The following is a 24,233-nucleotide window of genomic DNA, read 5'->3' on the forward strand; positions in this document are numbered from 1 at the left end:
TTATTGTACTAAAAAACAGCGGCGCTTGATAAAACACAACAAATTGTATTCTGGAAGGTCGATCTTGATCGCCTTTCAGCGTATAAATGGAACTTTGCGCTGTGGCTTCAACGAGGAATCCACAGCTTAGAATTTGATGATTAATTAGAGATTGGGAATTTCATTATGCGTAGCCATTATTGTGGTCACCTGAACAAGTCCCTCGCAGGACAAACTGTTGAGCTTTGCGGTTGGGTTAACCGCCGTCGTGATTTAGGCGGACTGATCTTCATTGATATGCGAGATCGTGAAGGCGTCGTTCAGGTGGTTGTTGATCCCGATATGGCAGACGTTTTTGAAGTGGCAAACCAGCTTCGTAATGAATTCTGTATCAAACTGACTGGCGAAGTACACGCTCGTCCTGACAGCCAAGTGAACAAAGACATGGCGACAGGCGAAATCGAAGTCTTGGCGAAAGGCCTACAGATCATTAACCGTTCTGACGTTCTGCCACTCGACTTCAACCAGAAGAACTCGGAAGAGCAACGTCTGAAATACCGTTACCTAGACCTGCGTCGTCCTGAAATGAGCGATCGCATTAAACTGCGCGCGAAAGCATCAAGCTTTGTTCGCCGTTTCCTAGATACCAACGGTTTCCTCGACATCGAAACCCCAGTTTTGACTAAAGCAACGCCAGAAGGTGCACGTGACTACTTGGTACCAAGCCGTGTTCACAAAGGTAAATTCTACGCGCTGCCACAATCTCCTCAGCTCTTTAAACAGTTGCTGATGATGTCAGGCTTTGACCGTTACTACCAAATCGTTAAATGTTTCCGCGACGAAGATTTGCGTGCTGACCGTCAACCAGAATTCACTCAGATCGATATCGAAACGTCATTCATGACGGCGGATCAAGTGCGTGCTGTGACTGAAAAAATGATTCGCGAAATGTGGCTTGAGCTGCTGAACGTGGATCTGGGCGATTTCCCTGTTATGCCATACAGCGAAGCGATGCGTCGTTTCGGTAGTGACAAACCAGACCTTCGTAACCCGATGGAACTGGTGGATGTGGCTGATCTGCTGAAAGAGGTCGATTTCAAAGTCTTCTCTGGCCCTGCGAACGATGAAAAAGGCCGTGTTGCGGCACTGCGCGTACCAGGTGGTGCGGCGCTGTCTCGTAAACAAATTGATGAATACACGGCGTTTGTTGCGATTTACGGCGCGAAAGGTCTGGCATGGTTGAAAGTGAACGACCTAGCTGCAGGCATGGAAGGTATTCAATCGCCAGTAGCGAAATTCCTGAACGAAACGATCGTGTCGGCTATCCTTGAGCGCACTGGCGCACAAACTGGCGACATCATCCTGTTCGGTGCCGACAAAGCCAACGTGGTTTCTGAAGCACTGGGCGCGCTGCGTCTGAAAGTGGGTAAAGAGCTGAACATCACCAACGAATCTACTTGGGCACCACTGTGGGTGGTTGATTTCCCAATGTTTGAATCGGATGACGAAGGCAATGTGGCTGCAATGCACCACCCATTCACGTCACCACTGAACATGTCACCGGAAGAGCTGAAAGCAAATCCAGAAGGTGCGCTATCAAACGCGTACGACATGGTTCTAAACGGCTACGAAGTCGGCGGCGGTTCGGTACGTATTCACGATGCAACCATGCAAGCGGCGGTATTCGACCTGCTGGGCATTGATGCGGCAGAGCAACAACTGAAATTCGGCTTCCTGTTGGATGCACTGAAATTCGGTACGCCACCACATGCGGGTCTGGCGTTCGGTTTGGACCGTTTGGTGATGCTGCTGTGTGGTACCGAAAACATCCGTGATGTGATCGCGTTCCCTAAAACAACCGCAGCGGCGTGTCTCCTGACTGATGCACCGAGCCTTGCAAACCCAGCTGCGCTGGATGAGCTGGCGATTGCCGTGACTGCGGCGAAAGAAAAAGCAGAATAAGCATTTGATAGGGTGGCTTAGCCACCCTTTTTTATTGATGATCGCGCAAATGTGAAGCGAGTGATGGCCGTGATGCGGCCTGTTTGCTTATCATTGCGCGAATTTTAGTTTTAGACAGGAAACAGCACTTTGGCTCAGATGTATTTTTATTACTCGGCAATGAACGCGGGTAAGTCGACCACACTGCTTCAATCATCGTTTAACTATCAAGAACGCGGCATGACGCCCGTGATCTTCACCGCGGCGATCGATGATCGTTTTGGCGTGGGTAAAGTGAGTTCTCGAATCGGCTTAGAAGCGGATGCACATCTCTTTACCTCGGACACCAATCTGTTTGATGCCATCAAGCAACTGCATCAAAACGAAAAACGTCATTGTGTGTTGGTGGATGAGTGTCAGTTTCTGACCAAAGAGCAAGTTTATCAACTGACCGAAGTGGTGGATAAACTCGATATTCCCGTACTCTGCTACGGTTTGCGCACTGACTTTTTGGGGGAGCTGTTTGAAGGCAGTAAATACCTGTTGTCGTGGGCAGATAAACTGATTGAGCTGAAAACCATTTGTCATTGTGGGCGCAAAGCCAACATGGTGATCCGCACGGATGAGCATGGCAATGCGATTTCCGAAGGTGACCAAGTGGCGATTGGTGGTAACGACAAATACGTGTCGGTGTGTCGTCAGCATTATAAAGAAGCGTTGGGGCGCTAAGCTGCCATTGTCTTTCTCGATAAAAAGGATGGGGTGACCCATCCTTTTTTGCGTTTGGTCCCCGAACCACTGAATCTCTGAACCAGTGAACCGATGGCGGGTGACTTGGTTTACGCAACCAGCGGTTTGAGTGCCTGATAGGCTTGCATCACCGCTTCCGGGATCGGCTGCTCAATTTGATAGCCTTTTTCGGGGTAGTGCTGAATGCGTTCGAAATCGCCAATCATGGCGTAGAGCACGAAATCGAGCGTCAAATCTTCAGTCAGGTAGTCAAAGAAGGTGCCGCCCATGGAAGTGACTTGTAACGAATCAATCGCGTCAGGCCATTGCTTCATGAAGGTCGCGTAAGCGCGGCGTTCCATGTACGGTTTTTGCACCAGAATGATTTTACGAGGGTGAATGCCTTTTTTCTGCAGCAGTTCATGCGTGAAGCGCACGTTCTCGCCGCTGTTGGTTGAACGCGGTTCGAGTAACAAAGCGTCAGAAGGCACGCCGCAATCTTTCGCCACTTGGGCAAAGGTGACGGCTTCGCTGTGTTTAAAAATGCCATCGGTAAAACGACCGTGGCCGCCGGAGAACACAATCAGCGGCGCCAAGCCTTTGTGATAGGCGGCGGCTGCGATTTCAGCGACTCGGGTATCGTTGCTGCCCGGGACGAAAATGACATCGGCAGCGGTCAGCTGATGTCCCATTTGCATGTATTGCCAAAGCGTTTCGAGATGCTGATATAGATGTTTACTCATCGCCATTGAAGGCCTCCAGAGTGTGTGAATAGTGAAACTGATATCCCGCCTGAACCAATTTGTCGCTGACAATGTGTTTATCGGCAATCTGGACCACTGGCGGCAGTGCCTCGTTGGAAGCGGCGGCTTGCAACGCGGCTTGATAAAATTCTGCTTTGCTCACGGTATTGGGCGTCGTGGCATTGACCACCTCCCGAGACAGGTGTTCAACGGCAAAGGTCACGGCGCCGACAGCGTCGGTCAGATGCAACATGTTCGCTGGTGCTAATGCACTGACTTGCTTTAACCGGGCGGCAAAGCGAGCCGGGTGACGGCTTGGGCCAATCAGGCCGCTACAGCGGACAATCGCATAATCTAGCCCTGAGTCTATGATGCTTTGCTCGGCTTGCAACATCACTTTTGCGTTGGCTGAGAAATCTGGCTCAGAGAGTGCCAGCGCAAGCGTTGCTTTTGCTTCATTCATCGGTTCTGCTCGGTCTGGATAGACGGTGGTTGAGCTGACCATCACCAACTTTTTGCACTGCGCGACTTTGGCTGCATTGGCCAGGTCTTGCCACTGCTTGGCGTATTCTGCCCCTTGTCCGCGTCGAAATCCCGGAGGGAAACTACCCACCACAGTATCGCAACCCAATGACGCGATTATGTCAGCTAAATGATCCGATTGACTGAGATCGCAAATAAACCCGTGGATGCCGTGTTGTGTCAGTTCGTCAACGCCTTGTTGAGATGTGCGGCTCGCACTGACCTGATACCCAAGCGATTGAAGATGTTTCGCCAGTGGCAAACCCAGCCAGCCAGCACCGATGATGGCGATATGCGTCATTGTGATTGTCCTTTAAACAGTTGGCGCAGCAGTTCACGAGTGCGCTGATGAATGGAATCTTGAGCGTATTGATGATGTTGAATGACATCGACGTTGGTGTACCAAGCCAGTTGCTCAAAAGCGACCGGCACACGCACCAGCCGACCGACCTCGATTTCCGCTTGTGCAAGGTGCGTTGGAAGCAGGCACCAACCAAAACCATGAATCGCTAAGTCCAGCAACAAATAGTAGTTGTCAGCGTACCACACATCGGGACTGTGCGGCTGATGAAAACTGCTGGCGGTGTAGTTGCGCGAACGAACCGCCAATTGCCGGTGCAGGCGCAGTGTGTCGATGTGCGGGGCGACGGATTGGGCGAGGGCGTGTTGACTCGAAACGTAGACATCAAACTTAATCGAACCGATGGATTCAAAATCGATCGTCTCAGGCAGCGCTAACTCACTGAAAATTAATCCGCACGTGGCACGGCCACTTTCAATCATTTCAATCACGTCTTTACTCGAAGCACTTAAGCATTCCAGCTCTATCAAGGGAAATTCGGTTTCGAGTGCAGTCAGCAGTGAGGTGAGCCCCGACAGTAAAATGCCTTCATCGAGCGCCAACGTCAGTTGCTGGCTGCCTTGCAAAGACAGCCCCGTGGCTTGTTGGATCAGACGCTTGTGCTGCTGCACCGTCGCTTGGGCGTAGGGCAGTAGCTTATGCCCGGCAGGGGTGAGTACCGGATAACGTCCTTGGCGTTCAAACAGTTGGCTGTTGCAATCGATCTCCAAATTCATCACATGTTGACTGATGGCCGATTGCACTTTGCCCAGTTTACGTGCAGCGCTGGAAAAAGAGCCACACGCTGCGGTGGCGATGAACGCTTCAAGCTGCTCAATACTAAACATATCGCTTTTACCGATGGTATCTAACTTATATCTATCGCAATACTAGATGAAAATGACGTCGTGTCCACAGTCGGAGCGACGAATCATGTCTAACCAAGAGCGTTTATTTCACGCCATCAGCTTTGAGTTGATGGCTTTACTATTTGTCGTGCCATTGGGCGCGTTGTTATCGGGGAAAAGTGGCGGCAGCATGGCCGCGATTGGGATCGGGTTGAGTCTTTTTACCGTGGTTTGGAACTACCTTTATAACGTGGGGTTTGACCGCCTGTTTGGGGCTGATCGCACGCAGCGCAAAGCAAAGATTCGAGTGTGGCATGCGGTGGGCTTTGAAGGTAGCTTGGTGTTTGTCACGGTGCCTGTGATTGCGTGGTTCTTGCAAGTGTCGTGGTCGACCGCGCTGCTGCTGGAAGCCGGATTCCTGACGTTTTTCTTCTTCTATACGATTGCGTTCAACTGGGGTTACGACAAACTTCAACCTTATCAACGTTGGGTGGTTGCCACCAAAATGCAGTAGACACAAAAAGAGCGCCGATTGGCGCTCTTTCAGTTCGTTCGTGAGGTAATGAGATAGTTAGGCGCTCAGCACGCGCAACAATCGATCGGCCTGTTCGGCCATGGCAATTCCTTCGTTGGTGAGGTAGCCACCATCGGGTTGAGTACAAAGCTGCTTCTCGAACAAGCGCTGAGCGGCACTTTGCGCCGCATCGGAGGCGTCGGTGTGAACTTTGATTCCTGTCGCGGCACTGCCGATATCAAACTGAAGTAACAGGTTCAGTTCGTCGAGATGCTGTTGAGAAAATTTCATCGTGAGCCCTTCTTAATGATTGAATTAGGTTCACCATAGTCGTGTCATTTCGATCGCGCAATCACTCCGAAACAGAAGTGTTATATCGAACTGTTATGATGCTTTTTTCGTCAGGTATTTCGTCAGTTTTGTAATCAGTCTGCTCAATGATATGAATCATCGTCATATCGAAATATGTGGCAATGGGTTTGGCAAAATGTGAATTAAATTGTCTTGTTTATCAGTGTAATAAATTGATTTCTATCAAAGTCAGTTTGAATGAATAAGAAACTGAGGTGCTATGAAAAAATTTAATTGGTCTCACGATAAAAACAAATTGAGTAAACATGCAAAATAGCCCTTGAATAAAAGAGGAAATCGGGCGATTATCCGCCACTCTTCTGAATGTATCAAAATGTAACAACTATGAACCTCAACCAATTCGACTCTTTATTGCCGCCGCAAATGGCTGAACGTGCTGCAGATACGGGGGTGGGCAAAGCGACTAAAGCGGCCTACAAATCGTTCCTTCTCGCTATCTCCGCAGGTATTCATATCGGTATTGCTTTTGTCTTCTATACAGTCGTGACCACAGGCGCGCAGGACATGCCTTACGGCGTGACCAAGCTGCTGGGCGGACTGGCTTTCAGTTTAGGCCTGATTCTGGTTGTGATCACCGGTGGTGAACTGTTTACCAGTAGCGTGTTAACGCTGGTGGCCAAAGCGAGTGGTAAAATCTCGTGGATGCAGTTGGTTAAGAACTGGATCGTGGTTTACTTCGGTAACATGGCGGGCTCCATTCTGCTGGTGATTATCATGCTGGCAACCAAACAATACATGGAAGATGGCGGTTTGCTGGGGCTGAACGCGATGGCGATTTCCCAACATAAACTGCATCACACCTTTATTCAGGCGTTTTCTTTGGGCCTGATGTGTAACATTCTGGTGTGCCTGGCAGTTTGGATGACGTTCAGTGCGCGTTCCCTGACCGACAAAGTGATGGTGATGATTCTGCCTGTGGCGATGTTTGTGTCGTCCGGCTTTGAACACTGTATTGCGAACATGTTCCAAGTGCCTATGGCAATTGGCATTAAATACTTTGCGCCGGAAGCGTTCTGGCAAATGACGGGTGCTGACATTGCACAGTATGCCGACCTCAACTTTATGACGTTCTTCGTCAACAACCTGATTCCGGTGACGCTGGGTAACATCGTCGGCGGTGGGGTGTTTGTCGGTATGTGGTACTGGCTGATCTACTTGAAAGACTGATGCGATAATCGCGAGTTGATGATCAAATGAATGAAAAACGCCACTTTGTGGCGTTTTTTGTTTTTTACGGTTATCCACATTTTCTGTGGATAACTTGTTTTAAAGCAGGTGCGTAACCTTAAATGGATGATTTATGTTGCAAAAGCTGCACAAGGATTGTGCGTGATCTGCACTGGGTTGGCGCGTGTTGTGGCAGCCGTTCCCCTTGCATTTTATTCACTGTTTTCATCGGTAAAGCGCACTTTTACTCGTCCTTCTTTGCTCAATGCAACGCGTAGCGTGAGATGCACGGATAAAGTGAGCGAAATATTCAGCATCACGAAAATGGCGATCATGATCAGTAATTGGTACTTGATCGCGATGAGGGGGGATGTGCCGCCTAAAATTTGACCAGTCATCATGCCGGGGAGGGTGACCAACCCGGTTGCGGCCATCGACGCCAGCAGCGGCGCACTGGCTTTGCGCAGCGCGCTGCGTACAAAACCGCGTGATGCATAAATCGGAGATGCGCCTAATGATAACGCGCCTTCGTATTCCGCGCGCCGCTCTTGATATGCGGTAAATAGATTTTGCAGCGCAACGATGTTGCCACTGAGACTGTTGCCCAGCAGCATGCCTGCCAGCGGAATCATGTATTGCGCGCTGTACCAAGGCGTGGGTTGTACCACCGCCACACACAGCAAAATAATCAGAGGAAACAACCCGACTGCCAGCCCGATGACAATCGGCCCGATGAGCATGGTCACGGGCAGTTTGGCTTTGGAGACAATTGAACTGGCGCCCACCCCAATCATGACCATCAACCACGCCAAATTGACCCACAGGCTATTGTGCTCGAACAGGTATTCCAGATAGATCCCCACCAGAAGTAGCTGTAATGCCATGCGTCCAATCGACCACAACATCTCTTTGCCGATATCCAGTTGGTGGTAGGCGTTCACCGCGAGCGGAATCGCGAGCAAGGTGCTAAATAGCGCCAATTGCCACCACGAAATATCGACCACACCGTTCATTTTGTTCTCCTCTGTTTTTCTGCTTAATTTAGCAGGAAATGAGGACGTTTATCAGAAAGTTTTTAAAACATCACTGAAACAAAATAATAACTAATTCAATAAAATTGAAGTCGAAAAGAGAATGGTTTTGATGATTTTACGTCGCTCTGGAATACGGAAAGTTAAAAAACATGATGTATTTCCCTGCGATAATAACAATATTATTTTTTCATATCTGTTCATATTCTTTAACACGATTTTTTAATTCAACACATCTCCGTTCAAACTCAAAAAACTATTGAATAACAAGGGTTGAACGCAGTAATTCGATTGAACCTTACTAATTTTATGGTTTAGCATTTTGCCCAATAAATAACGAACAGGTGATGACTCAATTTGTCAGTTGTTCAAAATACCTTCAATTTAAATGGGCAATTGTATGCGTGATGTTAATAAAATTGAGGGCGGTGAAAAACGCTCTCTGGAGTGGAAGTCATTCCTCTTCATCACTGTCGTTCTGTTTCCGATTTTGAGTGTCGCGTTTGTCGGCGGATATGGATTCATCGTTTGGATGCTTCAAATGTTCGTCTTCGGACCTCCGGGCGTGCACGGCTAATGGTCGTTCACTTTTCCCTCTGCTCAACGACATTTTAAGAGAACGAAACATGAAATCTTTAATCGTAAAAATGTGGCGTACCATGACGCGACCAGCAGTACACATCAGTTTGGGTGTACTGACCATGGGTGGTTTTATTGCTGGGGTGATTTTCTGGGGTGGGTTCAACACCGCGCTGGAAGCCACCAACACCGAAGAGTTTTGCATTAGCTGCCATACCATGCGCGACAACGTGTATGTTGAGCTGCAAGAAACCGTGCACTGGAAGAACCATTCCGGCGTGCGAGCCACTTGTCCGGATTGTCACGTACCGCACGACTGGACCTCTAAAATCGCCCGCAAGATGCAGGCTTCGAAAGAGGTGTTTGCTCAAGTCTTTGGTGATCTGGGTACGCCTGAGAAATTCGAAGAGCGCCGCATTGAGCTAGCTAAGCATGAATGGGATCGCTTCTCCGCCAACAAATCCCTCGAATGTAAAAACTGTCACAACTACGACTCGATGGACTTTGAACAAATGTCGCCAACCGCGCGCATTCAGATGAAGCAAGCGGCCGAGCGAGATCAAAGCTGTATCGATTGTCACAAAGGCATCGCGCACAACCTGCCGAAAAATATGGACAGCTCTGGTGGCCTGATTGGTGAACTGGAAGGCATGGCATCGAACACCGATTATGCTGGCGGCGAGACGCTGGTCAGCGTGCGTCATCTGCCACTGTATGAAGATGCGCAAGCCCAAGTTGAAGCGGGGCTGCTCAACCCAGCATCGCAAGTCAAAGTGTTGTCTGAGAAGGGCGACATGATGCAAGTCGAAATCTCGGGCTGGCGTAAAGCGAAAGGCTTTGGCCGCGTGATTCAGGAAGATTTCGGTATGAATATCGCGGTGGGTTCACTACTGAAAGACGCCGCGCAATCCGATGCGATTGTGACTGTGGGCGAGAAGAAAGTCGATGATCTGACCGGACTGCCTTGGGAAGAAGTGACCGCCAAAGTGTGGATGAAGAAAGAAGCGATGCTCAATGATGTGCAACCGGTGTGGGAAAAAGCGCGTGAAGCATACAAAACCAACTGTTCGGTATGTCACACCCAACCGGATGAAGCGCACTTCGATGCCAACACTTGGCCGGGCATGTTCGACGGCATGCTGGCATTCGTGAACTTTGATACCGACAGTGAAGCGCTGGTTTTGAAGTACTTGCAAAAACACTCTTCAGATTTTGCTGAAGGTCACCATTAATCTGCGTCTTACGGAGTCAACCCATGGCGATTACACGAAGAAGTTTTCTAAAAGGTGTGGCAACCACCAGTGCGGCGTCGATTATTGGCCCAAGCTTGCTGGCACCGATTTCTGCTCAGGCCGCTGAAACCACCGGTTCCTGGAAAGTGTCGGGTTCACACTGGGGCGCGTTTCGCGCCCAGATCTACGGCGGCAAGGTTCAGGCCATTCAAGCGCTGGAAACCGACAAACACCCGACCGAGATGCTCAACGGCATCAAAGGTATTATCTACAGCCCATCGCGCGTGCGTTACCCCATGGTGCGCCTTGATTGGCTGAAAAAGCATAAATACAGCGCTGAAACGCGCGGCAATAACCGTTTTATCCGTGTGACGTGGGATGAAGCGATTGACCTGTTCTACCGCGAATTGGAACGTGTACAGAAGCAATACGGCCCTTGGGCACTGCACGCAGGTCAAACCGGCTGGAACCAAACCGGCGCATTCCACAACTGTACGGCGATGATGCAGCGCGCGGTAGGCATGCACGGCAACTACATCACCAAAGTGGGTGACTACTCGACGGGTGCCGGCCAAACCATCATGCCGTATGTGTTGGGTTCGACCGAAGTGTACGCACAAGGCACCTCATGGACGGAAATCCTTGAGCATTCCGACAACATCATTTTGTGGGCGAACGACCCGGTGAAAAACCTGCAAGTGGGTTGGAACTGCGAAACGCACCAATCCTTTGGTTATCTCGATCAACTGAAAGAGAAAATCGCCAAGGGCGAAGTGAATGTGGTTTCTGTCGATCCGGTGAAGAATAAAACGCAGCGTTTCCTGCAAAACGATCACCTGTACATCAACCCACAGACTGATGTGGCGTTTATGTTGGCGGTCGCGCATGTGCTGTACACCGAAGATCTCTACGACAAGAAGTTCATCAACACTTACTGTCTGGGTTTTGATGACTTCATTCAATACGTGTTGGGGAACACCAAAGATAAGATTGAACGCACGCCAGAATGGGCGGCGAAGATTTGTGGCGTGACGCCAGATTCCATTCGCGATTTTGCTCGTATGTTAGTGAAAGGTCGCACGCAGTTGCTGTTCGGCTGGTGTATTCAGCGTCAGGAACATGGTGAACAGCCGTATTGGATGGGTGCAGTCTTGGCGGCAATGATCGGTCAGATCGGTCTGCCGGGCGGCGGCATTTCGTACGGTCACCATTACTCGGGCATCGGTGTGCCTTCGACCGGTTTTGCAGGCCCGGGCGGTTTCCCGCGCAACTTGGATCAAGGCGCCAAACCGAAATGGGACAACACCAATTTCAACGGTTACAGCCGCACGATTCCGGTCGCGCGCTGGATTGATGCGATTCTCGAACCGGGTAAGAAAATCAATCACAACGGTAACACCGTGACGCTACCTGGCTTCAAAATGATGGTGATTTCGGGCAACAACCCGTGGCATCACCACCAAGATCGCAACAAGATGAAACGTGCGTTCCAGAAGCTGGAAACCGTGGTCACGATTGATTTCAACTGGACGGCGACTTGTCGCTTCTCCGACATCGTACTGCCAGCCTGTACGCAGTGGGAGCGAAACGACATTGACTCGTATGGTTCGTATTCCGGCAAAGGTTTGATTGCGATGCACCGTTTGGTGGATCCGATGTTCCAGTCGCGTACCGACTTTGAAATCATGACGGAGCTGACACGTCGTTTCGGCCGCCATGAAGAATTTACACGTGGTATGGACGAAATGCAGTGGGTACGCTCGCTCTACAATGACTGTAAAAAAGCCAACGAAGGCAAGTTTGAGATGCCCGAATTCGATGAGTTCTGGGAACAGAGCGTGCTGGAATTTGGCGAAGGCAAACCGTGGGTTCGTCATGCCGATTTCCGTAAAGACCCAGAGATCAACGCCTTGGGTACGCCGTCTGGTTTTATCGAAATCACCTCTCGCAAGATTGGTCGCTACGGCTACGAACATTGTCAGGAACACCCGATGTGGTTTGAGAAAACTGAACGTTCACACGGTGGTCCGGGATCAGACAAATATCCGTTCTGGCTGCAATCTTGCCACCCGGATAAACGCCTGCACTCACAGATGTGCGAATCCGAAGCGTTCCGTGCCACTTATGCGGTACAAGGTCGTGAGCCGGTTTACATCAACCCGATGGATGCCAAAGCCAAAGGCATCAAAGCCGGTGACTTGGTGCGCGTGTTCAATGGTCGCGGTCAGCTACTGGCGGGCGCGGTATTGTCAGACAGCTACCCACGTGGCGTGATTCGCATTGAAGAGGGCGCGTGGTACGGTCCGCTGTCTGAGAAAGAGGGCGCGATTTGTACTTACGGTGACCCGAATACGTTGACACTTGATCTGGGTACCTCAGAGTTGGCGCAGGCCACCTCAGCCAATACTTGTATCGTGGACTTTGAGAAGTTCACTGGTAAGGTGCCGCCTGTGACCTCTTTCGGTGGCCCGATCGAAGTCGCCTAGTGTTGCCGTATTCTTGATGATAAAAGCCAGCTCAGTGAGCTGGCTTTTTCTTGTTCGGCACGTCAGTGTCGTACTTATGCAAGATAGCTAAGTACGCACCGTTGGCTTGAATGGTTTTCAGCCCGCGGTTGAACGCATCCAGATACGTTTGGGCGTTGGGGTTGTCTCGGGCCACCATGATGTACAACGGGCTCAAAGACACTGGTGGCTGAATATAGTTGAAATCCTCGGGGGGAATATTATTTTCGGCCATGGTCCAGCGCGCCACACGTTCATCTTCAATAAAAAGATCGACCCGTCCGGTGTGAACTTTGCGAATGCTGGAGAGAAGGTCGCTCGACGGCACCCGCTTAAACCATGGACTGGCCATAAAATCATCGTCATACGCGTAGTTTTCGACAATCCCGACGGTTTTGTCTTTCAAATCTTCAAAGTTGCCGAAATAGACCTGTTGGTCTTTGCGTGCGATCAAATGGATTTCTGTGTAGAGGTAAGGATCGGAAAAGCGCAATTGAGGCTCGCGTTGCGCTGAATACCATGCCGCGATGACAATCTGGTCGCGACCATGTTGAACCTCTTTTAATGCGCGTGACCAAGGCTTGATGTCGAGTTCTAACTGATAACCTTGGCTGGCATAAGCTTGTTGAGCAATTTCAACCGAAATGCCCGGATAATCAGATGTATCAATGATATACGGTGGCCACGCATCTTGCACCGCATGAATGATGGGGGCTGACCATGCAGACGATGAACATGAGAGTAGCGCGCTGAGCAGAAAACAAAATCGGGGTCGCAAAACACATTCCTAGCCTGAGAATATGACGCTGAGTGTAGTTCATTTGTTCAGTCCTCGACGAGTTTGCATCGTCGATTGTGACTAGAATCACCGCTGGCTTTTTCGCCAAACGAACCAACGTTTTTGTATTTCGTGACGTTGATAACTTATAGCGTGGACCAATCACACGATACTCAATCGGTAAAGACCATGAATTTTGAGGATGATATGACTCGACTCACACTCGATAATTTACGTGAGGTGGCGATTTTGCAGCCGCTGGATGTGGGCGTTCATCGGCATCGCAATGAGCTTCACTTTGAGTATATTGGCCTGCATAACACACCGCTGAGTGCTCGCTACCCGCTGTGCAAAACGGTGCTTGATGTGGAATCGGACGCCAAGATTTTAGGCGACGGATTCCAAATGCTGGCGCAAACGGCTGGCACAGTGAGTCAAGTCGAAGATGTTGGCCGCTGCCCAGACAACAACCTCAGCTACCGTATTTATGCCGCCGATGCGCCGAAACGCTTTTACAACTATTTGGTGATTGAACACGCCAACGGCTACCTGCTGTTTGGCTTTACCTCGTGTCAGCGTTTTGCTGGGTATTTTGAGATTGAACCGCACCAAGGACAGTACGGCGTGACGGCGTATCTTGATGGCGAAGGCAGTGAACCGCAATCCTGGGCATCGAATCGGTTGGAATCGGTCGTCATGTTGGAAGGCGAATCACTGCCGCAGCTTTACCGTGACTATGTGCGTGATATTCATGCGCATCATCCGCCGCGACCGAATTGTCAATCCGATGCGCCTGTCGGATGGTGTTCGTGGTATGCCTATTATGCGGATGTGAATGAGCAGCACATTCGAGACAACGTTGACGCCATGCAAGGCGAGTTGGACGCATTGGAATGGGTGCTGCTGGATGATGGCTATCAAGCGTTTATGGGCGATTGGCTCACGCCATCGACTAAATTCAGTGCCGGTGTGAAACAAGTGGTAGCGTCTATTCGCCAACGCGGGAAAAAGCCCGCGATCTGGATGGCGCCTTTTATTGCTGAACCGAATTCAACGGTTTTTCGCGATCATCCGGAATGGTTTGTGCGTCATGCCGATGGCACGCTGTTGAAGGCTGAAGACGTGACCTATGGCGGCTGGCGCTGCACACCTTGGTATATTCTCGATGGTTCCAACCCGCACGTACAAGAACACCTGACGCAGGTGGTGCGCACGATGCGAGAAGAGTGGGGCATTGAGCTGTTCAAGCTGGATGCCAACTACTGGGGAACGTTGAAAGGTAAGCGGTATCAGGCAGGCGTCACAGGCGTAGAAGCCTATCGTATGGGGATGCAGGCGATCATTGACGGCGCACAAACGGCGTGGATTTTGGGGTGTAACGCCCCCATGTGGCCGTCGCTGGGGCTGGTGGATGCGATGCGCGTCTCGGATGACGTTGAGCGTCATCCGCATCGGTTCCATCAAATCGCCCGCGAAACGTTTTACCGCAGTTGGCAGCATCGCCAGTTGTGGCAAATTGATCCCGATTGCTTAACGCTCACGTCTCTACCTAATCAGGCGACCGATCGGAATGCCTATGAGTTTCATCGGAACGTCATACTCTCCGCCGGCGGTCTGCTGTTGTCCGGTGACCCACTGCCAGAGCTCACCGCATTTGCCAAAACCAGCCTGCAAAAGCTGATTGCACGTCATACGCAGACGCAGGATACGGCCAAAGTGACGTCGCTCTCGCTCAATCGCACGTTCTTAAAACTCAATGAAGTGAACGATCTGCATTGCTTGTTTAACTTTGGCGGGGATGCGTATGAATTTACGCTGATTGCCAGTCAGCCTGTGCATTGGTATGACTTTTGGAGTGGCGAATCGCTGAGTGATGAGGCGACGCAAGTCCTGCTGGTGACGCTGCCAAGTGGACTACACAGCCGAGCCATTGTCACCGCATGCTGAATGCAAAGGGAGCGTGGCTCCCTTTTTCTTTGTTTAGAGAACATCAGGTTTAGAGAAAATCAGGTATAGAGAAAATTAAGGCGCGAGAAAATCCCCCAGCTTGGCTGGGGGCGGTTTCAGAGTTCAAATAACCAGTAATAGCCGTAGCCGACCACAATGGCGGGAATGGCGGTGTAAAGCGTGGCAAAAAGCGCAGCTTTGGGCGCGAGTGCGATAGCGGGAAAGAGTGCATCGCCGTCGTTGGAAATCGCATTCGACAACTGCGTCGACAGCGGCACACTGCCCGCCAGATACAAACTGGTGATCAGAATTTGAGGGCCGCAGCCAGGCAACATACCCACTAAAATGCCGACTGCTGGCATCCAAACACCCCAATGTTGCCACTCTTGGCTCACTTCCCAACCGGTGAAATGGTGGGCCAATTCAAACGCAAGAAATGCCAGAATGACCCAAGCACTGACGAAGTTGGTGTCTTGCGCGGCCTTTTGTAGGGGATGCGCTTGGCGGGTTTTGCAATCTTCACTCACGGCATCTTGGTAGGTGTCGAGTTCGCGTGTCAGCGCCCACAGCAGCATACTCACCACTGCCAGCAGTGCGCCCAGCCATTCGATGGTCAACTCAGGAAAACCCAGCTGCGCATTGATATCGATTTGGAACGATTGTGCAAAGGCGACCAGAGAAGCGGGCACAAGCAACCATTTCCAGAACGCGCCTTGCAGATTGAGCGCGGTTTGCGCCAGCGGCGTTTCGGGGGCATGCGAGAGCGACTCCGGCAGCTTTTCTTGCTTGGGTCGCATGAAATCATCCCGATGCAGCGCGTTGACAACCAACCCCGTGACGCAACCGGTCACAATGCCGACGCCGATAACGCCCAGCCCGGTTAAGGGCTGACTGGCGAGCAGCAGAAACGCCGCATCGCCCATGGTGGCAGTGAGCACTGCGACCAGTGACCCAAAGCCCACTTTGCCGCTGACAAACTGTGTGGTGACGACAATGGCGCCGCCACACCCGGGCAGAGCGCCGAGCAATGAAGCGATGAGCACTTGCACCTGACGTGATTGATGAAAGGCAACCACAAAGCGGTTGGTTCCATTCACCCAACGGGATACATAGTGATAAATGGCTAATGTCAGGGCCACATAAGTGGACACGGCCCAGAACGAATCAGATAAAGTCTGCACCGCGAGTTCGCGCGTGTTGTGGCTGAGTAACAGCATCATCAATGCAACGGGCAGCAACAAGCGTTTGTATCCCAAATGGAGCGGAATGAGCTGCTGGGAGAGTGCGGAGAAGTTAGGCATTTTGATTGAGAACATAATGGCCACCACGAGAATGCGAATAATTCTCATTATATGCAAATGCGTTTAATTCGCAATAGCGTAAGTTGCGTCCAATATCGACTTTTTTTGATTTAGCTCCATGCACAAATCATTCAGTTGCGTACAGTGACAGCCTTTGTGAGTGATGCCCTCAAAACGGGAAAAGAATAGGAAAGACAATGATTTTAGTAGTAGGTCATAAAAACCCGGACAGTGACAGTATTTGCAGTGCGTTGGTTGCCGCTGAATTATTAAAAGCTCGTGGTTTGGAAGCAAAAGCGATTCGCCAAGGTGAAATCAACCGCGAAACCCAACACATTCTAGCGGCGGCGGGTGTGGAACAGCCAGAGCTGCGCACCAGCGTGGCGGGTGAGCAAGTGTGGTTGGTGGATTACACCGATTTAGCGCAAGCACCGGATGACTTAAATGACGCTGAAATTCTGGGCATTGTCGATCACCACCGTTTGGGTGATGTGATGACGGTGAACCCATTGGAAGCGTGGATCTGGCCTGTTGGCTGTACCAGCACCATTTTGTTTAACCTGTTTAAGATGGAAAATGCCACCATCAGCCAGCCAATGGCGACCCTAATGATGTCGGCGATTTTGTCTGACACGGTCGGTTTTGCATCCCCAACATGCACCCAAAAAGATAAAGATGCCGTGGCGGCGTTGGCACCGCTGGCGGGTGTGACGGATCTGGATGGTTTCATTCGCGCGCTGCTGATTGCAAAAACTGACATCGCAGGCTTGAGTGCGGCTGAACTGGTCGAGAAAGACCTGAAAGCTTATCCGTTTAACGGCCGTGAGCTGGTTGTGGGTCAAGTTGAATTGGCAACACTGGATCAAGTTAGCGACATGATTGATGCGCTGGACGCAGATCTGCAACGTCGTTGCGACGCTGACCAACTGGCGCTCGCGGCGTTGATGCTGACCGACATCACCACGGCGCAAACTCGTCTATTGTTTAAAGGCGAGTGGGCTGAAAAACTGGAAAAACACTGTGTCGATGGTGTGCTGATGATGGAAAACACCCTCAGCCGTAAGAAACAAGGTTGGCCTTGGCTACAGGGCGAACTGGCTTAATTGTTCAATTCGGGTATCATGCCCACGTAAATTGACGGTTTGAACGCTCGCAGCCTGTTGCTGTGAGCGTTTTTATTTGGAGACCAACATGGCCAATGCATTGAGCGCGGAACAAATCGCGACCATTAATCAGTACGACCAAGAGCAGCGCTTTACGTACTGCATCAAAGAAATCGTTGCCAATCAACAGGTGTGGATTCTGAAAGATGAACACGGTTGTGTGATGCTTAACACCGAAGATGATGACTGCGTCCCCGTATGGCCAAACCGTGAGTTTGCCGAAGCGTGGGCAACCGGTGACTGGGCGGAGTGTGAAGCGGAAGCGATTTCACTCAACAAATGGCGCAGCCGCTGGACCAGTGGTCTGGAGCAAGACGATCTGTCGGTGGTGGTGTTTCCAAACGACAATGAAGAAGGCGTGGTGCTGTTCCCTGATGAGTTTGATTTTGAACTGAACAAGCAAAACGCTCGCCGTTAATTACGGCAGCCAGTCATACAAATCTGACGAATGTGATATCTGGACGGCCTGCGCAAGCACGCCGTCTTTTTTATAGCGTTGAATCAGTGTTCGAAGAATCGGGCGAACTTGCTGCTCGCTCATGCCGGGTTTGAGTGCCGGTTCATACAACAGTTTGAGTAGAATCACGTCGAGTGGCGACAGCAGAGAGTCCGGAGTTTTATCGTTAAAAATCGAGGGGTAAGCTTGCTCTGAATCGTTCGGCAGCCCCATCACTTGAGTGACTTCTTCCACCACGCACGCCAGCAATTTACCGTGGCTACGCGCTTGATCGGCGGGAATCACCACCGCCGCCGAAACAATCTCATGTGTGTCGTTGCGCGTCCGATAATTCCCTAAGCACACGGCGCCATAGATGTGCTTGGCCGCAGCAGCGCCCATTTCACGCTGCACATCATTTTTCCAATGGGATTGCTGAGTGAAGACCCAAATCAGATTGGCGTCCCGACGATGGGCGACTTGGGTGATGGAATGACCCGTCACCCAAGCCAAATGTTTGAGCTGCGCTAGGGCCAACGCTTCATGCAGATCGCGATCGGCCACTTCGTGTTCGAACCAGACTTTGATGGGTTGATGCCATTTCACCAGCGGTTTAGCGCCCGCAGCGTATTCGTTGCGCAGCGCGACCTGAACAAACGCCTGTTCAATGAATGCTGGGTCTTCCCACGTATTGGCACTCCAGGCCAGCGGCGAAAAGAGCAGGGCAGTCACAACCGGCCAAATACGCATTACTTAAAGCACGGCGCCTTGTTGAAGTGGCTTTCCACCATCCGTTGTGTGATGGGGTGCTGCGGCTCGGAAAGGACTTCAAGCGTGTCACCAAATTCCACCACTTCGCCTTCATGCATCACCATCACTTTGTCGGTAATGTGTTTGATGACCCCAATGTGTTGCGACACATAGATAAACGACACGCCCATCTCTTCTTGCAGTTCTAGAAACAGGTTGATGATTTGCGAGCGCATCGCCATGTCCAAACCATTGAGCGCTTCATCCGCGACGATGATGGACGGTTGCAGGATCAGTGCGCGCGCCAAGCAGACACGCTGCTTTTGGCCAGTTGCCAGCATTTGTGGGTAGAAATACGCATGCTCCGGCAGCAAGCCGACACGTAGCAGCGTATCTTTGACTCGCTTCATGCGCGCTTCGGGTGTCATGTTGGTGTTTCGCTTCAACGGACCTTCCAGAATTCGACCGATCTGAATGCGCGGATTCAGCGAGGTGTTGGGATCTTGGAAAATCATGCGAATCAATTTACAGCGCGTTGAGTAATCTTCGTGCTCTAACAGCTCGCCGTTCACGCGGATTTCGCCGCTGGACGGTTCCACCACGCCAGCCAACATGCGCGCCAGTGTCGATTTCCCGGAACCGTTCTGGCCGATAAAGCCGATGGTTTGCCCCGCATCCAACGTGAAGCTCACCGGTTTGACGGCGTGATGCACTCTCTTGCGGAAGATGCCGGAGCGGGTAACGAAGTCTTTGGATAAATTACTGACTTCTAACAGTGAATCACTCATGTTACGGCTCCATGTTCAACGGAAAGTGGCAAGCAAACTTGTGGTTTTTCACCCAGCGCGTGTGCGGCACTTCAACACATTGACGCTGTGCGTACGGGCAACGTGGGCCCAAACGGCAACCAATGGGTAAGTGTTGCAGCGGGGGAATGGAGCCGGGCAGCGATTGCAATTTCTCTTTGTGGGGAATCCAGTCGCTGAAGTCAGGCATGGCGCGTAGCAGTGCAACCGTATACGGGTGTTTGGGTTCGGCCATGATCTTTTGCGTGTCGGCTGATTCCACCGATTGACCGCAATACATCACGGTGATGCGGTTCGCCCACTGCGTGATGGTGGTCAAGTCGTGCCCGATCAGCAGAATCGAGGTATTGTTGACCTGATTCATGCGGCTCAGCAAACGTAAAATCTGCGACTGCGTGATGGGATCAAGGTCGTTGGTTGGTTCATCGGCAATCAAGAGTTTTGGCTTGGCCGCAATGGCCATCGCAATCATGATTTTTTGACACTCACCATCCGTCAGTTCGTACGGATAACTGCCCATCACACGGCGGTGATCTTTAATGCCGACTTTATGCAGCAGGGCGATGGCTTGACGTTTACGCCAAGTAAATCGCTCCCACCAACGGCCTTCAAAGGTACGAGATGGAATCGACTCGATGAGCTGTTTGCCCACCTCTTCTGACGGGTCAAGACAGGTGGATGGTTCTTGGAAAATCATGGCAATGTCGCGCGCAATCACGCGGCGGCGTTCCCGAGGCGTGAGTTGCAGCAAATCAATATTGCCAAGGCGCATGCGGTCGGCAGTGATGCGCCAGTTCTCTTTGCCCACGCCAACGATGGCTTTGGCCACCAAACTTTTACCCGAGCCGGATTCACCCACCAAGCCACGGATTTCCCCTTCGTTCATGGTCATGCTCATGCGGTCAACCGCTTTCACAAGACCTTGCGGTGTATCTATCTCAATCGTGAGGTGACGAATATCAAGTAACGGCATCATTCGACTCCTGCATTCAGTGCTTGACGGACGCCTTCGCCCACCAAGTTAATCATGACCACGGTGTACATAATCGCAATCCCCGGCAGTGTGACCGTCCAAGGGGCCAGATAAATCAGCTCGACGGAATCGCCCAGAATCGCGCCCCATTCGGTGCTTGGGGCTTGCGCGCCCAAACCCAAAAAGCCCAGCGCCGTGATGTCTAAAATCGCAATCGACAACGCCATGGTGATGTCTGCGGCAATCACGGGCAGCACGTTGGGCAAAATGGAGTGCCACAACAGATACGAATCATTGGCACCATCGAGGCGTGCGGCCATCACGTAATCTTTCTCTACTTCATTATGTACGGCAATGTAGAGCGAACGGATGAATCGCGGGATCAAGGCCAAGCAAATGGCGAGCAGAATATTGAATTCACCAAAGCCAAGGAAAGCGACGAAGATGATCGCCAGCAGCAGCGACGGAATCGACATCACGGTATCCAGCAGGTGGTTCAATGTGCTCGACAGCAAACCGCGCGTCATGCCTGCCAAAATGCCGATGCCACAGCCAATCACGGTGGCGATGAGGGTAATGATGACCGCCGCACCAAAGGTGAGACGCGAGCCATCAATCAAGCGCGACAAAATATCGCGGCCTAAATCATCGGTGCCGAGGAAGTATTCAACGGTGCCGGCAGGATCCCATGAGGGCGGGATCAGTAACTCGCCCGATTGCATGTGTGGATCGTGCGGCGTAATCCAGTACGACGTCAGGGTGACGATGACAATCAACACCAAGCACCACAGGCCAAACATCGCCAAATTGTTCGCTTTATAGCTGCGCCAGAAGCGCTCGAACTGAGTCGGGATATGCTCTTCCTGATACACGCTATTTGTTAGCATACCATTCCTTCCTTACCAGCGGGTTGATCATCGCGCCAATCAGATCTGAGAGAATATTTGCGGTCAGCACCAAAGCGCCGACGGCAATCACGCCAGCTTGAATCGAAACATAATCGCGGTTTGACAAGGCATCCAACAACCAGCGGCCGATGCCCGGCCAGTTAAAAATCGACTCGGTGATGATCGCCAGCGTGAGCATGCTCGATAGCTGAACGCCGAATTTTGGAATGATGGGGGGAATCGCGTTGCGCAGCACATGCTGAATCACGATTTGGTAGTAAGACAAACCTTTGATCCGCGCTGCGCGAATGTAGTTTTGGCTCATGATGTCGGCAACGGACGAGCGCATCAGTCGAATGACCTGTGTCGTCGGGGCCAGTGCCAGCACCAAACATGGCAGAATCATATGCTCAATTACGCTTTGCAGCGCGTAGTTGCGATAGGCACCTTTGGCCAAAAACGCATCGATTACCGCAAAGCCCGTCACGTGTTCGACTTGGTAAAGCAGGTCATAACGCCCTGCAACCGGCAGCATTTCATATTGCAGCGAGAACACCATGATGAGCATCAGGGCGACCCAAAACAGCGGCGCAGAATACCCAGACATCGATGTGAACGAGATGAGGGTGTCGAGCCATTTCCCTTGCTTCATGCCAGCAATCGTGCCGATAGGAATCCCCACCAACAGCGACAGAATGAAGGCGATTAAACAGAGTTCCAATGTGGCGGGAAACACCAATGCCAGTTCTTCTATAATCGGCACGCCACTTTTGTTGACGCCAAAGTTCAGTTGCAGCAATTCAGAGATGTACTCTGACCAACCCGACCAAAAATCGGCAATGGCCCACGGCGATTGGGGATCAAGCCGCAGCAAGCTGTAGCCAACCAGCGTCAGGATCAGCAAGGTAATGACAAAGAGGTTAAAGCGGCGGACTGTGTAGTTGAACATTATTCCGTAACCCTCTCAACATGATTGAATGGTTCGACGTTGAAAGGGCTGAGACGAAAGCCCGTGAGCGTTTTGTTGTACGCTTTAAACTGCATACCGTGAGCCAAAGGAATCACAGGAAACTCCTGATTCAGAATATTTTGCGCCTGTTTGTAGAGGTTGAGGCGATAGCGCGGTCGTTCCACTTCCAGCGCTAAATCGAGTAAGAAGTCAAAGTCGCTGTTGCACCACATGGCCACGTTCAGCCCGGCGCGATTGGCATCACACGACAGCAAGGGGCGCAGGAAGTTGTCAGGGTCGCCCGTGACGCCAGTCCAGCCCGTCAGGAACAGATCGACATACGAACGCTCAGAGAGCTCAGTACGGTCGAGACGATCTTCCGGGATTAAATGCAGCGTCACACCAATATCGGCCAAGTTGGATTGAATCAGTTCGGCGGTTTTGCGTGGGCTTGGATTGTAGGCGCGCGGCTCCAGCGGCACCGACATGGTCAGTTCTAGCCCAGACTCAACCCCGGCATCACGCAGCAGCGCAATGGCGTAATTGCGATCGTAACGGACTTGCACGTTGTCTTTTTGATAGGCCCACGACGTCGGAGGAAGAATGTTGTACGCCATGCTGCCCGTTCCGTAGTACACCGAATCAAGGATGTTTTGGCGGTTGATCGCAAAGTTCAGCGCTTTGCGCACACGCACGTCGTTCAAGGCCGGATGAGAGGTGTTGACCGCAATAAAGGCCACGTTCATGGCCGGTTTTGAATTCAACACGATGTTGGATTGCTTTTCGATGATTGGAATTTGGCTCGAAATTGGTGAACTCAACACGTCACACTCATTGCGTAGCAATTTGGCCAAGGTACCGGTGCCGCGTTGAGAAATATCAAACACCACCTGTTCCATTTTGGCCGGGCCATTCCAGTATCCGTTATGGCGACGCAGGCGCACTAAATCGTGAATCTGATATTCATCCAAATAAAACGGGCCAGTACCAACCGGGTGACTATCGATCAACGATTTTTCATCACGCAGGGCGAGTTGCTGTGCGTATTCAGCAGATAGGATGACGGCATGCGTGGTGGAAATATTGGATAAGAAACTGTTGTCGGCGCGACTGAGCGTAAATTTTACGGTGTGATCGTCTAGTGCAATTACATCAATCAACAGATTAGAGAAATCGATGCCCACAAACCAAGGGTAGGTGCCGTGGCCGACGTAATGATAAGGATTGGTGGTATCAATGATGCGGCGAAAGCTAAACACCACATCTTCGGCATTCAGCGTTCGTGTTGGGGTAAACCATTGCGTGGTTTGGAACTGAACACCCGGACGCAGTTTGAAAACGTATTCGGTGCCGCTACTGTTGACGGTCCATTCGGTGGCCAGGTTGGCGATCGGCAAATGGGTTTCAGGGTCGAGTTTAAGCAGCGTGTCGTAAATCTGTGGGCTAAGTGCTTCAGAAGTGATACCGCTATCAACGAGTTGCGGGTTGAATGTACTCGGGCTTCCCTGACCGCAGTAGACGAATCCGCTCTGGCGAATTTTGCTATGGTCGATTTTCTCTCCACAACCTGCAAGCAGGCTGAGGCCGCATAATCCCAGCGTGAGTCGTAATAAAGTTTTCATATTGAAAATGAGTGTGAGAAACGAGGCAAAATTCAGCGCATTTGTGCCTCAAAATCCCGCTAATTTACCATTCTTTGACGTTTGAAACCAAGTGAAAAGGTTGATCTGTCTAGCTAAATC

23 protein-coding genes are annotated in these 24,233 nt (G+C 51.2%); 10 read left to right on the forward strand and 13 right to left on the reverse strand.

The features are described from left to right. Positions 1 to 165 precede the first annotated feature (165 nt). Together aspS and VFA_RS05595 are read left to right on the forward strand one after the other, a co-directional pair. On the forward strand, positions 166 to 1,941 hold the full coding sequence (gene aspS, locus VFA_RS05590; RefSeq protein WP_004725471.1) for an aspartate--tRNA ligase: 1,776 nt from the start codon (positions 166 to 168) through the stop codon (positions 1,939 to 1,941). A 129-nt stretch (positions 1,942 to 2,070) separates the two neighbouring features. Then, a complete protein-coding gene (locus VFA_RS05595; protein ID WP_004725473.1) occupies positions 2,071 to 2,649 on the forward strand; it encodes a thymidine kinase in 579 nt (192 codons plus the stop codon). Between the two features lie 110 nt (positions 2,650 to 2,759). Here the strand turns inward: VFA_RS05595 and VFA_RS05600 are convergent, their stop codons facing one another. The 3 genes from VFA_RS05600 to VFA_RS05610 are packed head-to-tail and all read right to left on the reverse strand — an operon-like array spanning position 2,760 to position 5,102. Next, positions 2,760 to 3,392, reverse strand: a complete 633-nt coding sequence (locus VFA_RS05600; RefSeq protein WP_038151407.1) for a YdcF family protein — start codon at positions 3,390 to 3,392, stop codon at positions 2,760 to 2,762. Next, complete coding sequence (locus tag VFA_RS05605; RefSeq protein WP_004725478.1) at positions 3,385 to 4,215, reverse strand: NAD(P)H-binding protein; 831 nt, start codon at positions 4,213 to 4,215, stop codon at positions 3,385 to 3,387. The genes VFA_RS05600 and VFA_RS05605 overlap by 8 nt, the downstream gene beginning before the upstream one ends. Beyond that, positions 4,212 to 5,102, reverse strand: a complete 891-nt coding sequence (locus VFA_RS05610; protein WP_004725479.1) for a LysR family transcriptional regulator — start codon at positions 5,100 to 5,102, stop codon at positions 4,212 to 4,214. The genes VFA_RS05605 and VFA_RS05610 overlap by 4 nt, the downstream gene beginning before the upstream one ends. Before the next feature lie 85 nt (positions 5,103 to 5,187). Here VFA_RS05610 and VFA_RS05615 point away from each other — a divergent pair, with 85 nt between their 5' ends. Further along, positions 5,188 to 5,616 (forward strand): PACE efflux transporter, encoded by a 429-nt coding sequence (locus tag VFA_RS05615; protein WP_004725480.1) that lies wholly within the window; start codon positions 5,188 to 5,190, stop codon positions 5,614 to 5,616. A gap of 57 nt (positions 5,617 to 5,673) precedes the next feature. Here VFA_RS05615 and VFA_RS05620 read toward each other — a convergent pair whose 3' ends face one another. Then, positions 5,674 to 5,907, reverse strand: a complete 234-nt coding sequence (locus VFA_RS05620; RefSeq protein WP_004725482.1) for a TIGR02647 family protein — start codon at positions 5,905 to 5,907, stop codon at positions 5,674 to 5,676. A 405-nt stretch (positions 5,908 to 6,312) separates the two neighbouring features. Here VFA_RS05620 and focA point away from each other — a divergent pair, with 405 nt between their 5' ends. Next, the gene (gene focA / locus VFA_RS05625; RefSeq protein ID WP_004725484.1) at positions 6,313 to 7,155 is read left to right on the forward strand and encodes a formate transporter FocA; all 843 of its coding nucleotides are present in this window, start codon (positions 6,313 to 6,315) and stop codon (positions 7,153 to 7,155) included. Positions 7,156 to 7,367: 212 nt separating this feature from the next. Here the strand turns inward: focA and VFA_RS05630 are convergent, their stop codons facing one another. Next, positions 7,368 to 8,168 (reverse strand): ABC transporter permease, encoded by an 801-nt coding sequence (locus tag VFA_RS05630; RefSeq protein WP_004725486.1) that lies wholly within the window; start codon positions 8,166 to 8,168, stop codon positions 7,368 to 7,370. Between the two features lie 418 nt (positions 8,169 to 8,586). Between VFA_RS05630 and torE the strand changes: the two genes are divergently transcribed. Genes torE through torA form a run of 3 tightly spaced genes read left to right on the forward strand, consistent with a single transcriptional unit; the run spans position 8,587 to position 12,483 of the window. Further along, the gene (gene torE / locus VFA_RS05635) at positions 8,587 to 8,763 is read left to right on the forward strand and encodes a trimethylamine N-oxide reductase system protein TorE (RefSeq protein ID WP_004725488.1); all 177 of its coding nucleotides are present in this window, start codon (positions 8,587 to 8,589) and stop codon (positions 8,761 to 8,763) included. A gap of 49 nt (positions 8,764 to 8,812) precedes the next feature. Continuing rightward, complete coding sequence (gene torC / locus VFA_RS05640) at positions 8,813 to 9,997, forward strand: pentaheme c-type cytochrome TorC (protein WP_038151039.1); 1,185 nt, start codon at positions 8,813 to 8,815, stop codon at positions 9,995 to 9,997. 23 nt (positions 9,998 to 10,020) lie between these two features. Next, positions 10,021 to 12,483, forward strand: a complete 2,463-nt coding sequence (gene torA, locus VFA_RS05645; RefSeq protein ID WP_004725491.1) for a trimethylamine-N-oxide reductase TorA — start codon at positions 10,021 to 10,023, stop codon at positions 12,481 to 12,483. Positions 12,484 to 12,514: 31 nt separating this feature from the next. Here the strand turns inward: torA and VFA_RS05650 are convergent, their stop codons facing one another. Continuing rightward, a complete protein-coding gene (locus VFA_RS05650) occupies positions 12,515 to 13,279 on the reverse strand; it encodes a substrate-binding periplasmic protein (protein WP_232281686.1) in 765 nt (254 codons plus the stop codon). Positions 13,280 to 13,486: 207 nt separating this feature from the next. Here VFA_RS05650 and VFA_RS05655 point away from each other — a divergent pair, with 207 nt between their 5' ends. Next, positions 13,487 to 15,226 carry a glycoside hydrolase family 36 protein gene (locus tag VFA_RS05655; protein WP_004725497.1) on the forward strand — a complete coding sequence of 580 codons (1,740 nt, stop codon included), beginning with the start codon at positions 13,487 to 13,489 and terminating at the stop codon, positions 15,224 to 15,226. Positions 15,227 to 15,342: 116 nt separating this feature from the next. Here VFA_RS05655 and VFA_RS05660 read toward each other — a convergent pair whose 3' ends face one another. Then, positions 15,343 to 16,542, reverse strand: a complete 1,200-nt coding sequence (locus tag VFA_RS05660; protein WP_004725499.1) for a putative manganese transporter — start codon at positions 16,540 to 16,542, stop codon at positions 15,343 to 15,345. A gap of 182 nt (positions 16,543 to 16,724) precedes the next feature. Between VFA_RS05660 and VFA_RS05665 the strand changes: the two genes are divergently transcribed. Together VFA_RS05665 and VFA_RS05670 are read left to right on the forward strand one after the other, a co-directional pair. Next, entirely contained in the window at positions 16,725 to 17,630 is a 906-nt protein-coding gene (locus VFA_RS05665) for a manganese-dependent inorganic pyrophosphatase (protein WP_004725500.1), read from the forward strand. A gap of 88 nt (positions 17,631 to 17,718) precedes the next feature. Further along, complete coding sequence (locus VFA_RS05670) at positions 17,719 to 18,108, forward strand: DUF2750 domain-containing protein (RefSeq protein ID WP_004725503.1); 390 nt, start codon at positions 17,719 to 17,721, stop codon at positions 18,106 to 18,108. On the opposite strand, the gene VFA_RS05675 is transcribed toward VFA_RS05670, so the two are convergent. The 6 genes from VFA_RS05675 to sapA are packed head-to-tail and all read right to left on the reverse strand — an operon-like array spanning position 18,109 to position 24,113. Beyond that, complete coding sequence (locus VFA_RS05675) at positions 18,109 to 18,876, reverse strand: DUF2927 domain-containing protein (RefSeq protein ID WP_004725504.1); 768 nt, start codon at positions 18,874 to 18,876, stop codon at positions 18,109 to 18,111. Next, positions 18,876 to 19,664 carry a peptide ABC transporter ATP-binding protein gene (locus tag VFA_RS05680; protein ID WP_004725505.1) on the reverse strand — a complete coding sequence of 263 codons (789 nt, stop codon included), beginning with the start codon at positions 19,662 to 19,664 and terminating at the stop codon, positions 18,876 to 18,878. Before VFA_RS05680 ends, VFA_RS05675 begins: the two co-directional genes overlap by 1 nt. A gap of 1 nt (position 19,665) precedes the next feature. Continuing rightward, positions 19,666 to 20,655: a peptide ABC transporter ATP-binding protein gene (locus VFA_RS05685; protein WP_038151042.1), complete on the reverse strand. Its 990-nt coding sequence runs from the start codon at positions 20,653 to 20,655 to the stop codon at positions 19,666 to 19,668. After that, positions 20,655 to 21,542 carry an ABC transporter permease subunit gene (locus VFA_RS05690; RefSeq protein WP_004725509.1) on the reverse strand — a complete coding sequence of 296 codons (888 nt, stop codon included), beginning with the start codon at positions 21,540 to 21,542 and terminating at the stop codon, positions 20,655 to 20,657. The genes VFA_RS05685 and VFA_RS05690 overlap by 1 nt, the downstream gene beginning before the upstream one ends. Beyond that, a complete protein-coding gene (locus VFA_RS05695; protein ID WP_004725511.1) occupies positions 21,529 to 22,491 on the reverse strand; it encodes an ABC transporter permease in 963 nt (320 codons plus the stop codon). Before VFA_RS05695 ends, VFA_RS05690 begins: the two co-directional genes overlap by 14 nt. After that, complete coding sequence (sapA, locus tag VFA_RS05700; protein WP_004725513.1) at positions 22,491 to 24,113, reverse strand: ABC transporter substrate-binding protein SapA; 1,623 nt, start codon at positions 24,111 to 24,113, stop codon at positions 22,491 to 22,493. Before sapA ends, VFA_RS05695 begins: the two co-directional genes overlap by 1 nt. Positions 24,114 to 24,233: the final 120 nt, after the last annotated feature.

Source organism: Vibrio furnissii CIP 102972 (assembly GCF_000176175.1).
Classification (GTDB): Bacteria; Pseudomonadota; Gammaproteobacteria; order Enterobacterales; family Vibrionaceae; genus Vibrio; species Vibrio furnissii.